Annotated in this window: 13 protein-coding genes; 11 read left to right on the top strand and 2 right to left on the bottom strand. The window is 65.7% G+C overall.

Features of this window, described 5'->3' with window-relative positions; genetic code table 11:
- The first annotated feature begins 93 nt into the window (after positions 1-93).
- From ACVIGB_RS13530 to ACVIGB_RS13510, 5 genes are all read left to right on the top strand, one after another.
- Positions 94-1,407: an adenylate/guanylate cyclase domain-containing protein gene (locus ACVIGB_RS13530; protein WP_456722315.1), complete on the top strand. Its 1,314-nt coding sequence runs from the start codon at positions 94-96 to the stop codon at positions 1,405-1,407.
- Positions 1,408-1,478: 71 nt separating this feature from the next.
- Positions 1,479-2,207, top strand: a complete 729-nt coding sequence (locus ACVIGB_RS13525; protein WP_456722316.1) for a GntR family transcriptional regulator — start codon at positions 1,479-1,481, stop codon at positions 2,205-2,207.
- 45 nt (positions 2,208-2,252) lie between these two features.
- Positions 2,253-3,497, top strand: coding sequence for an MFS transporter (locus ACVIGB_RS13520; protein ID WP_456722317.1), 1,245 nt, complete (start codon positions 2,253-2,255; stop codon positions 3,495-3,497).
- Positions 3,498-3,512: 15 nt separating this feature from the next.
- Positions 3,513-4,412, top strand: a complete 900-nt coding sequence (locus ACVIGB_RS13515) for an amidohydrolase family protein (RefSeq protein ID WP_456722318.1) — start codon at positions 3,513-3,515, stop codon at positions 4,410-4,412.
- Positions 4,413-4,502: 90 nt separating this feature from the next.
- The gene (locus ACVIGB_RS13510) at positions 4,503-5,417 is read left to right on the top strand and encodes a PhzF family phenazine biosynthesis protein (RefSeq protein WP_456722319.1); all 915 of its coding nucleotides are present in this window, start codon (positions 4,503-4,505) and stop codon (positions 5,415-5,417) included.
- On the opposite strand, the gene ACVIGB_RS13505 is transcribed toward ACVIGB_RS13510, so the two are convergent.
- Positions 5,414-5,875: a DUF488 domain-containing protein gene (locus tag ACVIGB_RS13505; protein ID WP_456722320.1), complete on the bottom strand. Its 462-nt coding sequence runs from the start codon at positions 5,873-5,875 to the stop codon at positions 5,414-5,416. The genes ACVIGB_RS13510 and ACVIGB_RS13505 overlap by 4 nt on opposite strands.
- A gap of 10 nt (positions 5,876-5,885) precedes the next feature.
- A complete protein-coding gene (locus tag ACVIGB_RS13500) occupies positions 5,886-6,713 on the bottom strand; it encodes a DUF72 domain-containing protein (protein ID WP_171947634.1) in 828 nt (275 codons plus the stop codon).
- A gap of 141 nt (positions 6,714-6,854) precedes the next feature.
- On the opposite strand from ACVIGB_RS13500, the gene ACVIGB_RS13495 reads away from it, so the two are divergent.
- The 6 genes from ACVIGB_RS13495 to ACVIGB_RS13470 all read left to right on the top strand — a co-directional run bounded on the left by ACVIGB_RS13495 (position 6,855) and on the right by ACVIGB_RS13470 (position 12,711).
- A complete protein-coding gene (locus ACVIGB_RS13495; protein ID WP_092115248.1) occupies positions 6,855-7,226 on the top strand; it encodes a hypothetical protein in 372 nt (123 codons plus the stop codon).
- Between the two features lie 67 nt (positions 7,227-7,293).
- On the top strand, positions 7,294-7,497 hold the full coding sequence (locus tag ACVIGB_RS13490) for a hypothetical protein (RefSeq protein WP_176530371.1): 204 nt from the start codon (positions 7,294-7,296) through the stop codon (positions 7,495-7,497).
- A gap of 244 nt (positions 7,498-7,741) precedes the next feature.
- Positions 7,742-8,875, top strand: coding sequence for a glycosyltransferase (locus tag ACVIGB_RS13485; protein WP_456722321.1), 1,134 nt, complete (start codon positions 7,742-7,744; stop codon positions 8,873-8,875).
- Between the two features lie 7 nt (positions 8,876-8,882).
- Positions 8,883-10,385: a glycosyltransferase family 39 protein gene (locus tag ACVIGB_RS13480; RefSeq protein ID WP_456722322.1), complete on the top strand. Its 1,503-nt coding sequence runs from the start codon at positions 8,883-8,885 to the stop codon at positions 10,383-10,385.
- A gap of 77 nt (positions 10,386-10,462) precedes the next feature.
- Complete coding sequence (locus ACVIGB_RS13475; RefSeq protein ID WP_456722323.1) at positions 10,463-11,158, top strand: DUF899 family protein; 696 nt, start codon at positions 10,463-10,465, stop codon at positions 11,156-11,158.
- A 329-nt stretch (positions 11,159-11,487) separates the two neighbouring features.
- Positions 11,488-12,711, top strand: a complete 1,224-nt coding sequence (locus ACVIGB_RS13470; protein WP_456722324.1) for a DUF2778 domain-containing protein — start codon at positions 11,488-11,490, stop codon at positions 12,709-12,711.
- Positions 12,712-12,872: the final 161 nt, after the last annotated feature.

The following is a 12,872-nucleotide window of genomic DNA, read 5'->3' as shown; positions in this document are numbered from 1 at the left end:
GTTGATCGTCATTCCGGGGCGCCTCGACGGGGCGAGCCCGGAATCTCGAGATTCCGGGTTCGCTTCGCGCCCCGGAATGACCGGGGCGGGGAAATGGCGGAATCTTCGGATAGTGACAGCGCAGCGGCAGGCACGACCGTATCCGTCGATTTCAACCACGCTTTGATGCGCGAGGTGATGACCACCGAGCTGCTCCGCATCAAGGTGCTGATCGGCACCGCCATCGTGCTGGGGGCGATCAGCCTGCTGGTGTATTTGTTCGCGCCCGAGGCGGTCAGCCGGGTCTGGCACGGCAACCTCGACCCCGCCTACATCTTCTATGTCACCGTTCCGCTGATCCTGTTCGAGATCTGGGTGCATGGTGCGATCAGCTGGTACAGGCGCAACGGCCGCGACCTGCCGGTGATCCGGCGCTACATCGGCGTGCTGGTCGAGACCTCGCTGCCGACCGTCGTGCTGGCGCTGCATATCGACAGCATGGGCCGCCAGGAGGCGCTCGGCTTCGTGGCTCCGCTGATCTATTTCGTGTTCATCATTCTCTCGACGCTGCGGCTCGATTTCTGGCTCTCGACCTTCACCGGATTCGTCGCGGCGACCGAGCTGTTCTACATGGCGGTGTTCTTCCATGCGGCCGATGGCGTCGCGGCCGATCAGGGCATCTATTATCACGCCGCGCGCAGCACGATCATCCTGATCTGCGGCGTGCTCGCCGGCGCGGTCGGCTTGCAACTGCGGCGGCAGTTCGCGGCCAGCATCGCCGCCGCCACCGCACGCGACCGCATCACCAATCTGTTCGGCCAGCACGTCTCGCCGCAGGTGGTCGAACGCCTGATGGCGGAGGGCGCCACCACCGCGAGCGACATCCGCCGCGTCGCCGTGATGTTCGTCGATTTCCGCAGCTTCACCGCGGGCGCGCGCTCGCGCTCGCCGCAGGAGGTGGTCGACCGGCTCGACGGCGCCTTTGCCGTGCTGGTCGATATCCTCGATCGCCATGGCGGCATCGTGAACAAGTTTCTCGGCGACGGCTTTCTCGCGCTGTTCGGTGCGCCGTTCGAGGCCGGCGACGCCGCGCATCAGGCAGTCGCCGCCGCGCGCGAGATGCTGGCCGCCAACGAGCGCACCAATGCGTCGTCGAGCTGGCCGCTGCGCATCGGGATCGGCATCCATATCGGCGAGGTCGTGGCCGGCAATATCGGCTCGCCGCGGCGCAAGGAGTACACCGTGATCGGCGATACCGTGAATTTTGCCGCGCGGCTCGAGGCGCTCAACAAGGAGCTCGGCTCGCAATTCCTGATCTCGTCCGCGGTGCGCGAGGCGCTCGGCGACGCGTGCCCGGACGCGGTGTCGCGCGGCGAGATCCCGGTGCGGGGTTACGAGCATCCGGTGCCGGTCTGGCAATTGGGGTAGGCAACAGCATCCAGATTTGAGGTAATAAGGTAGCGATTGACGTCGCATCATATACTCATATAGATGACTATATGAATTCAGCTCTCGACGGCCGCCTGCCGCGCTACCAGCGTCTCCGCGACGACCTCGCGGCGCGCATCAATCGCAATGAATGGCGTCCCGGGGACCTGATCCCCTCGGAGGCCGAGCTCGGCGCGCATTACGGCGTCGCGATCGGCACCGTGCGAAAGGCGATCGATCAGCTCGTCAGCGACGGCGTGCTGGAGCGCCAGCAGGGCCGCGGCACCTTCGTGCGCCGCGCGCGGTTCAATTCGTCGCTGTTCCGCTTCTTCCGCTTCCAGTCGGAGAGCGGCGAGCGCCGCGTGCCGCAAAGCCGCATCCTGCGGCGCAAGGCGGTGCCGGCGACTTCGGCGGTCGCCTCGGCGCTGCGCATCGGCGTCGGCGAGCCCGTCATCAGCCTGTCGCGCCTGCGGCTGATCGACGACGTGCCGCTGCTCGCCGAGGAGATCTGGCTCGAGAGGTCGCGCTTCGAGGCGCTGCTCGCGCTCGCGACCTCCGAGTTCGGCGACTTGCTGTATCCGCTCTATGAGGACCGCTGCGGCCAGGTCGTGGTCTCCGCCGATGAAATCCTCACCGTCGAGATCGCGACCGAGATGCAATCGCGCCTGCTGCGATTGGAGGCCAACGCGCCGCTGATCGTGATCGAGCGCCTGGCCTTCGATCTGGAGCGGCGGCCGATCGAATGGCGCCGCTCGCGCGGGCCGGCGGATCGCTTCCGCTACCACGCCGAGATCAGATAGCGCGGCAGTCGAACACAACAACATAAGAATTCACAGGGAGAAGAAATGGCAAACTGGTACAGCGAATGCTCGCCGCTTGAGCGGCGCACCTTCTGGGCAAGTTTTGGCGGCTGGGGGTTAGATGCGCTCGACGTCCAGATGTTCAGCCTCGCCATTCCGGCGCTGATCACAGCCTTCGGGATCAGCAAGGCCGATGCAGGGTTGCTCGGCTCGGTCACGCTGTTCTTCGGCGCGTTCGGCGGCTGGCTTGGCGGCGCGCTCGGCGACCGTTTCGGCCGGGTGCAGGCGTTGCAGATCACGGTCGCGACCTTCGCGCTCGCGACCTTCGCCTCGGCCTTCGCGATGAACTACAGCCAGCTCGTGGTCCTGAAGGCGATCCAGGGCATCGGCTTCGGCGCCGAATGGGCCTGCGGCGCGGTGCTGATGGCCGAGATCATTCGCGCCGAGCATCGCGGCAAGGCGCTCGGCGCCGTGCAGAGCGCCTGGGCGGTCGGCTGGGGCGCGGCCGTGCTGCTCTCGGCTTTGGTCTTCACCTATGCGCCCGCCGATATCGCCTGGCGCATCCTGTTCGCGGTCGGTCTGATCCCGGCGCTGCTGATCCTGTACATCCGCCGCGGGCTGAAGGAGCCGCCGCGCGCCGCAGCGCGCGAGGCCGAGCCGCCGTTCTTCGCGACGCTCGCCGGAATCTTTCACCGCGACGTGCTGCGCTCGACCTTGATCGGCGGCCTGTTCGGCATCGGCGCCCATGGCGGCTATGCGGCGCTGACGACATTCCTGCCGACCTTCCTGCGCGAGGTGCGGCATCTCTCGGTGCTCGGCTCCAGCGCCTATCTCGCCGTAATCATCGTCGCCTTCTTCTGCGGCTGCGTGGTGTCGGGGATCATCAGCGACCGGATCGGGCGGCGCGCCAACGTGACGCTGTTCGCCGCCGCCTGCGTCGTGACGGTGCTGGTCTACATCTTCGCGCCGCTGTCCAATTCGCAGATGCTGGTGCTCGGCTTTCCGCTGGGCTTTTTCTCGGCGGGCATTCCCGCCAGCATGGCGGCGCTGTTCAGCGAGCTCTATCCGGCCGGCGTGCGCGGGACCGGCGTCGGCTTCTGCTACAATTTCGGCCGCATCGTCTCCGCGGCGTTTCCCTTCCTGGTCGGCTACCTCAGCGATCACATCGGCCTTGGTGCTGCGATCGGGATCGACGCGGCGTTCGCCTATTCGCTGGTGCTGGTCGCGGTGCTGATGCTGCCGGAGACCCGCGGCAAGGTTTTCGAGCAGGCCGCCGCCACGCGCGCGTGATGATGAGGAATGATCATGACATCGTACGAACATGGGTTGACGCGGCGCCGGTTTGCCGCGGGAGTGGTTGCCGTGCTGTCGGCAGGCGGATTGACGAGCAAGGTGAGGGCTGAGGTGCCGAAACTCGCGATCGATACCCACGCTCACGTCTTCCATCGCGGGCTGAAGCTCGCGCCCGGCCGACGCTACGCGCCCGACTACGACGCGCCGCTCGCGCTCTATCTGCAGCAGCTCGACCAGAACGGCATCACCAATGGCGTGTTGGTGCAGCCGAGCTTTCTCGGCACCGACAATTCCTATCTCGCCGAATGCCTGAAGGCGACCAATGGCCGCCTGCGCGGCATCGCCGTGGTCGACGTTGCTGTTGCAGCCGACGAGCTACGCGCGCTCGATCGCGCCGGGGTGGCGGGCATCCGTCTCAATCTGGTCGGCCAGAAGCTGCCCGATCTTTCGTCGCCGGAGTGGACGGCGCTGCTGGCACAGATCAGGACGCTCGACTGGCAGGTCGAGATCCAGCGCAACGCCAGCGATCTCGCGACGCTCGTGCCAACGCTGCTCGACCAGGGCGTGAAAGTCGTGCTTGATCATTTCGCTTTGCCCGATCCAAAGCTCGGCATCGACGATCCCGGATTCCGGTCGGTCCTCAAGCTGGGCGCGACGCGCAATGTCTGGGTCAAGATTTCGGCGCCCTATCGCAACGGCGCGGCCGGTGAGGCGTTCACGAAGCAGGCCTATCCGCTGCTGCGCAATGCCTACGGCGTCGACCGGCTGCTGTGGGGCAGCGACTGGCCGCACACGCAATTCGAGGCGACGCAGAGCTACGGGAAGAATCGCAAATTCCTCGACGAGCTTATCACCGATGCCGATGAGCGCGCCCGCGTGCTCGCATCGCCGCGCGAGCTGTTTCGCTTTTAGCTCGCGCGATTGTACCGAGCGCTCTGAAAGGCGTCATTGCTGCTGTGCTACGATGACGCCATCGGAATGACCGGCACAAGGACACGCAAGATGCAGCGCCGCTATATCACCGTCGACGTTTTCACTGACCACGCCTTCGGCGGCAATCCGCTCGCCGTGGTGCTCGACGCCGAAGGGCTGTCGACCGCGCAGATGCAGGCGATCGCGACCGAGTTCAACTATTCCGAGACGACCTTCGTGCTGCCGCCGCAGGACAAGGCCAACGACGCCCAGGTTCGCATCTTCACGCCGGTCAGAGAACTGCCGTTTGCCGGGCATCCCAATGTCGGCACCGCCTTCGTGCTGGCACAGCTTGCGAAGGAGCCGAAGCCACGCCTGATCTTCGAGGAGAAGGCGGGGTTGGTCCCGGTCGATATCGCCCGGGAGGGCGGCAGGGTCGTTGCCACTGAACTGACCGCGCCGCAGCCGCTGTCGCGCCTGTCGCAGTTCTCCGCCGCCGAGGTCGCGAGCCTGTTCTCGCTCACGGCAGACGACGTCAGGACGGATCGCCAGGCACCGCAGGTGGTCGGCGTCGGAACGCCGTTCCTGGTCTTTGAAGTCGCATCGCGCGATGCGGTGCGGCGGACAAAACCGGATGCGGCGGCGTTCGGCCGCTTCTTCCCGCGTGACGGAGCATTCTCCGCGTACTTCTACACGCGCGACGTCCCCGCCGCGGAGGCGCCTTGCGATCTGCAGGCACGGATGTTCTTTCCGGGATCAAGCGGCCTGATCGAGGACCCGGCCACGGGCAGCGCCACGGTTGCCGCGGCCGCGCTGCTTGCCGCGCTCGATTCGTTGCGCGGCGGCACCCTGAAGCTGACGGTCGGTCAGGGTTTTGACATGGGCCGGCCGAGCCTGCTGCTGACCCGCGTGCGCAAGCAGGATGGCGCAATCGTATCGGCGCATGTCGGCGGGGCCTGTGTGCAGATGATGGAGGGGACGTTGCGCCTGGAGGGGAAAGGCTAAACTTGCGGCGCTGCCAGGTTCTCGATCTTGACGCCGTCGCGCTCCTCGATGATCTCGGCGATCCAGCGGCGGTGACAATGTTCGTGGTCGCGCTCGTAGCAGAGGATGCAGACCGGCCCGGACTTCTTGACCAGCGCCGACAGCTCGTCGAGCTGCTCCTTGGCCTGCACCGTCTTGAGGTGCGCCGAATAGATCTTGTGCAGCAGCGCATATTGCCCGCTGCGCGCCGCCTCCCGGCCGCTCTTCGGGGTGCCGAGGCCGCGGAGGTGGACGTAGCCGATGCCGCGCTCGTCGAGGCCCGCGGCGAGCTGGCTCTTGGAGAAGCCGGGACGGCGCGACGAGGCCACCGCGCGAACGTCGACCAGCAGCTTGACGCCGGCATGCTCGAGTTCGTCGAGCACGGCCTTGGACGGCGTCTGCTCGTAGCCGATGGTGAACAGCTCTTTCGCCTTCGCCATCGGTTCTCCCTCACTTCACCCGTTCGATCAATTCCATCGCGCCCGCGGGCGCGCGGATCTTGCCCTCATGGATCACGTAAGCGAACACGTCGCGCGGCGTCTTCTTCGGCGCTGATTTGTCGACCCGCGGCAGATCGTCCGGCTCGCTGCCGCCGGCCCAGTCCTGAAATCGCTTGGCCCAGGCGTCGAGCTGCTTCGGCGGATAGCAGGTCTTCAGTTCGTCATTGCCCTTCTGTAGCCGGGCATAGACGAAGTCGCTGGCGACGTCGGCGATCGCCGGATATTTGCCGTGCTCGGCGAATACCACCGGCACCTCGTGCTCGCGAATGAGGGCGATGAATTCGGGCACGCAAAAACTGTCGTGGCGCACTTCGACGACATGGCGCAGCGCGCGTCCGTCGAGCTTGCGCGGCAACAGTTCGAGGAACTTGCCGAAATCGGCGCCGTCGAACTTCTTGGTCGGCGCAAACTGCCAGAGCACCGGGCCGAGCCGGTCCTTCAGCTCCAGCACGCCCGAATCATAGAACCGCTTCACCGAATCGCCGGCCTCGGCGAGCACGCGGCGGTTGGTGGCGAAGCGCGGCCCCTTCAGCGAGAAGATGAAGCCGTCGGGCACCTCGCTCGCCCATTTGCGAAAGCTCTCCGGCTTCTGCGAGCCGTAATAGGTGCCGTTGATCTCGATCGAGGTCAGCTTGGAGGCGGCGTAGGACAGCTCCTTCGCCTGCGTGAGCTTCTCGGGATAGAACACCCCGCGCCACGGTTCGAAGGTCCAGCCGCCGATGCCGATATAGATGTTGCCTGCGTCTGTCTTGGTCGCCTTGGTGGGAGCTTTGGCCACGACTGCACTCATCGCGAGGAGGGGGAACGGGGATCGAGAGTAGTCAAAATAATCGTGATTGGCCAGTTTGCCAGATTGGCGCGGCGGTGCTTATCGTCGCTCTCGCTCTTCGCTACGATGCGCCAAAATGGAGAACAACACATGCGCATGCTGGTTGCGGCCGCCCTTCTGATCACGTCCTCCGCTGCCATATCGTCCGCTGCAATGGCCGACGAGGTCGACGATGCGCACAAGCTCGCGATCACCGGTCGCGACGCCTACTGGAATTGTCTCGCCCGCGAATATCCCCGCGACAGCAACAAGACGCTGTCCGACCAGGAGTTCAGCTCGCTGATCGCCAATGTCTGTCCCTCGGAGCGACAGAACTTCCGGGTGTCGCTGATCGACTTCCTGTCGCTGCAGTTTCCAAAGCAGGATGCAGACGCCAATCTGACCACCGCCAACCGCGCGATCGAGCTGGCGCAGAAGGACATCGTGACCGCCTTCACCCGGCGCAGAGCCGCGGCGAAATAGGTTCCCGAATCCTGTTGCGGCCGGCCGATTTTTGATATCAATCCGCGCAGGCAAGGGGATGATCGGCATGAGATCACAATCGACGGCAGGCTTCTTGGGCGCAGTGGTCGCAGCCGTCGCGCTCGCGGCGGCGTTCATCTACGGGCCGTCGCCGAGCCAGCTGCGTAACCCGACCCAGCCCGCAGCAGTGCAGGCGGCTCCCGCCACCGAAGCCGCGCCGGCGGCCCCGGTGCCACGCGGCCCGGTGATCCGGGAAGTCCCCAACAACTAGCGCCACCGGCCCCTTGCGGACCGCCTGAGGCCTTCCCATCTAGCCTCCAACGGCGACGTTGCAGCTTAGGGGCTCCGGCGCTGGGACGACCACGACATTGTTGGCTGCGCCGGATGTACGCGCGCCCCTTGTTCGTGGTCGTTGGCATTTTCGGGGTATTTTGCCCCGTTTTCCCGTTTTCCGAGACGGCGTTTGGGCCGGCCCGCCTTGGCAGCGGGGGAGGCTGCGGCTATACGCTGCGCTCATGAATGACGCTATCAAGCTCGCCCCCGAAACCTCCTCGCAGGCAGCAAGTTTGCCTCAGCTTTCGGTGGTCGTCCCGACCTTCAACGAACGCGACAATGTCACGGTGCTGTACCGCCGGCTCGACGCGACCCTGAAGGACGTGTCCTGGGAGGTCATCTTCGTCGATGACAATTCGCCCGACGGTACCTGGGACGTGGTGCGCGCCCTGGCGCGGAAGGATTCCCGCGTGCGCTGCATCCGCCGGATCGGCCGGCGCGGCCTGTCCGGCGCCTGCATCGAGGGCATCCTGGCGTCGAGCGCGCCCTATGCCGCGGTCATGGACGCCGATCTCCAGCATGACGAAACCCAGCTCCCGAAGATGGTCGCGCTGCTGCAGAGCGGCGAGGCCGAACTCGTGGTCGGCAGCCGCTATATCGAGGGCTACAAGACCGAAGGCTTCAACAAGCAGCGCGCCGGCGCCAGCGCCTTTGCCACCGAGATCGCGCGCCGCTCGTTGAAGGTCGAGATCGCCGACCCCATGAGCGGCTTCTTCATGATCCGCCGCGACCGTTTCGAGCAGCTCGCGCCGCAGCTGTCGACCCAGGGCTTCAAGATCCTGCTCGATGTCGTGGCGACGGCGGAAGGCAAGCTGCGCGCGGTCGAGATTCCCTACACCTTCGGTGCCCGCCAGCATGGCGAGAGCAAGCTTGACTCGATGGTCGCGCTCGACTTCCTTGGTCTGGTGCTCGCGAAGCTGACCAACGACGTGATCTCGCTGCGCTTCATTCTGTTCGCAGCGGTCGGCGGGCTCGGCCTGCTGGTGCATCTCAGCGTGCTGTTCATCGCGCTGGAATTGTTCAAGGCGCCGTTCCCGGAGGCCCAGGCCGCCGGTGCGATCGTCGCCATGACCAGCAACTTCATCCTCAACAATTTCCTGACCTATCGCGACCAGCGGCTGAAGGGCTTTGGCATCCTGCGCGGCCTGCTGCTGTTCTATCTGGTCTGCAGCGTCGGCCTGCTTGCCAATGTCGGCGTCGCGTTCTCGGTGTACGACCAGGAGCCGATCTGGTGGCTTGCGGGCGCGGCCGGCGCGCTGATGGGCGTGGTGTGGAACTACGCGATGTCCGGGTTGTTCGTCTGGCGCAAGCGATGACGGTGGCATGAACGCGAGCGAGGCGCGGCTGGCCCGGAACGCCGCTCTTGCGGTGTGCGCGCTGGTCGTGTTGCGGCTGGCCGCCGCTGCATGGACGCCGCTGACCTTCGACGAAGCCTATTACTGGATGTGGTCGAAGGCGCTTGCCGGCGGCTATTACGACCATCCGCCGATGGTGGCGATCGTGATCCGGCTTGGCACCATGATCGCGGGCGATACGCCGTTCGGCGTGCGGCTGGTGTCGATCCTGCTCGCGTTGCCGATGAGCTGGGCAATCTATCGGGCGGCCGAAATCCTGTTCGGTGGTCAGCGCATCGCCGCGAGTGCAACCATCCTGCTCAATGTCACGCTGATGGCCGCCGTCGGCACGCTGATCGTGACGCCGGATGCGCCGCTGCTGGTTGCGGCGAGCTTCCTGCTGTATTCGCTCGCAAAGGTGCTGGAGAGCGGCCGCGGCGCCTGGTGGCTCGCGGTCGGCGTCAGCGCAGGCCTGGCGCTGCTGTCGAAATACACGGCGCTGTTCTTTGGACCCGCGATCCTGATCTGGCTTGCGATGGTGCCGAAGCTGCGGCGCTGGTATCTCTCGCCTTGGCTCTATCTCGGCGGCCTGGTTGCGGCCGGCCTGTTTGCGCCGGTCATCCTCTGGAATGCCGATCACCAATGGGTGTCGTTCATCAAGCAGATGGGCCGCGCCCGGATCGAGGACTTCCGGCCGAACTACATCGCCGAGCTGATCCCGACGCAGTTTGCGTTCGCGACGCCGTTGGTCTTCATCCTCGGTGTGATGGGCCTCTACGCGCTCTACCGGCGCCGCGCCGGCGCGATGCCCGCGCGCGTGCTGGTCAACACGATGTTCTGGACCATCGTGGTCTACTTCACCTGGCACGCGCTGCATGCGCGGGTCGAGGCCAACTGGTTCGCGCCGGTCTATCCGGCCTTTGCGGTAGCGGCCGCGGTCGCGGCGATCCAGGTGCAGTGGGCGCCGCGCGAGCAACGCACGATCGATTTCTGCCGCCGTTGGGCCGCGCCCACCGGCGTCGTGCTGTTCGCGCTGCTGATCGTGCAGGCCAACACCGGCATGCTCTCGGGCTACCGCCGCGACGCCACCGTGCGCAGCGTCGGCGTCGGCTGGCAGGAGCTCGCGGGCGAGATCGAGGCGGTGCGCGCGCGGTCCGGCGCGAGCTGCGTGCTGTCGCCGGATTACGGCACCACCGGCTGGCTGGCCTTCTATCTCCCCAAGGGCACCTGCGTCGCACAGCAGGGCCAGCGCATTCGCTGGGTCAATATGCCCGAGCCGAGCCCGGCGCAGCTGGCCGGCAAGCTGTTGTATGTGCACGAGGTCGAGCAGCCGATGCCGGCCTCGGTGCGCGACAATTTCGCTCATGTCGAAACGGTGGCCGAGGCCAAACGCATGCGCGGACCGCTGGTGATCGAGAATTACGCGCTTGATCTGCTTGATGGCGCCAAGGGCGAGGTCTTCGACCGTTCGCCGCCGCCGGAACTGCAATAATACCGTCGCCGTTGATGTCGGATCGTCCGGTTCCGGCTCGTCTTCCAGGGAGCCCGTCAACCACGCGAGGTTCCAACATGACCAGTTCGGTCCTCAAGCCCGCCGCCGAACTTGCCAGCACCAATGCCAGGCGCTTTCCCAATGAGAGCGCCGAATATCGTCGGGCGCGCCAGGCGCTGCTCGTCGAGGAGATCGAGCTGCGCCGGCACATCGCGCGCGTCGCCGAGTTACGCCGCGCCTTGCCGCCGGGTGGCGAGGTGACCAGGCCCTATGAGTTCACGGGCGAGTCCGGCGCGGCCTCGCTCGCCGATCTGTTCGGCAACAAGCAGACGCTCATCATCTACAGCTACATGTTCGGCCCGCAGCGCGAGAAGCCGTGTCCGATGTGCACATCGTTCATGGGCACATGGGAGGAGAAGCTGCCCGATATCGAGCAGCGCGTGTCGTTCGTGTTCGTGGCGCGCTCGCCGATCGCGCGGCTGATCGAGGCGAAGAAGGCGCGCGGCTGGACGCGTCACAAGGTCTATTCGGATGCGTCGGGCGATTACACGCGCGACTATGTCAGCGAGGATGACAGCGACGTGCCCGGCTACAATGTCTTCGCGCGCCAGAGCGGCGTGATCCGACATTTCTGGGCAGGCGAAATGGGAGCCGGCACGGTCGACCCCGGCCAGGACCCGCGCGGCGCGCCGGACATGGATCCGCTCTGGACCGTGCTCGACACCACGCGCGAGGGGCGCGGCGCGGACTGGTATCCGAAGCTCAGCTATTGAGAGATGGTTTTTGCTCGATCCCCGCTCGATTACGGGGCGATCGGCAAGGAAATTCTCCCTAGGATTTATCTCGGCATGCGGTAGCGGAACCGCGTGCCGGAATGTTCCATCATGGGACAAAAAAGCCGTTTTGGCGGTCCAATGCCATCTTAAAAAAGCCCTACGCCAGAGGCACTTCCCGCGTTGCAGGGGATCGCATCCGGTTAAGTCGCATTTAACTAAAAGTCGCCTTAATGGCCGTCTGTGCCCCCGCGCGACGTTGAGCCGAACACCGTTCGACGATGCGTCGAGTGAGGGACAAAGGTGGACCTGTTTTGAGCGCCGGGCGTATGGGTACGAGTGCGAGTGCGTATGTTCTTGGGGCGCCAAGCCGCAAGAATTCCTCCCGAAAAATCCTCCCACAGCATTTCCTCGGCAGCGCCGCGGTGGCGGGGCTGGTGCTTGGCTGCGCCTGGACCGTCTATGCCAACATCTTTGCGGCGAGCGTCTATCCGTCAGTCGGCAATGCGTCGTTTGACGCGCCGGTGGTGAAGCGGCCCGTTGCGGTCGCCGCGCGGCCCGCACCCGCGTTCAACGAGGTGTTCGCGTCCTTGACGCCTGCGCCGGCAGCGGCCGCAAAGACCGAGGTCGCGAAGTCGGAAGCCCCGACACCGTCACTTATGTTTAACGATCGGTTTGCGGCCGCCGCGCCCGAGGGCGTCGCGTCCAGCGTCGTGGCCGACGCCGCACCGCAGATCGATCCGATCAAGCAGGCCGCTGAACCCAAGGTCGCCGTAGCGGCGAGGGCGGTGGCGACGGCGGAACTCGCCGAGACATCGAAGCCGTTGCCGGCGCCGAAATCGGTCGAGACCGCCAAGAAGCAAGCCGCCGCCAATCTGAAGGTGGCGCTCAACGATCCCGCTGCGACGGTTGAGCCCAAGGGAATTGAGAAGGCGCCCGAGGCGAAGCAGGCGACCAAATCCGGTGGCGTCCGTGACATGGCCGCGCGCGCCAAGGCCGCAGTGCTGTCGATCGCATCGAGCGAGCGGCAGACCATGGTCGAGAAGCTGTGGGGCAAGCGCGAGTCGAGCGGCGGGCTGCTCTCCTTCGCTTCCGCCGATGCCAATGTCACCGGCAGCATCCCCTCGACGCTGGACCAGAGCCCGATGCTCGGCGGCTCGCCGCCCTATGACCGCCAGACCGCGGTCTACGACATCTCGGCCAAGACCGTGTATTTGCCGGACGGCACGCGGCTCGAGGCGCATTCCGGCCTCGGCTCCCGGCTCGACGATCCCAGGTCCTCGCATATGAAGATGGTCGGCGTGACGCCGCCGCACATCTACGAGCTCAAGCCGCGCGAGGCGCTGTTCCACGGCGTGCCGGCGCTGCGGCTCAATCCGATCGGCGGCGAAGGCAAGATCTTCAACCGCGACGGCCTGCTCGCGCACACCTTCATGCTCGGCCCGAACGGCGACTCCAACGGTTGCGTCTCGTTCAAGGACTATTACGCGTTCCTCGATGCCTACCGTAACAAGGGCATCCGCCGCCTCGCGGTCTTGGCGAGGGTTCAGTAAGCGCCGTCCTGCTGGGGGCGCTGCCCCCACGGCGTGAACGAGCGATGCAGCCCCCGTACCTGTCCGAAGGTCGCGGTGGCCATCCCTTGAAAGGCTGTTGGGGGCGCTATATCCTGCGAAATACAAGGGTGCCAGGGCCAACAGCGCCGCGCTCCCGAGGG

Source organism: Bradyrhizobium sp. USDA 4341 (assembly GCF_054063755.1).
This window is presented reverse-complemented; position numbering and strand designations above follow the sequence as displayed.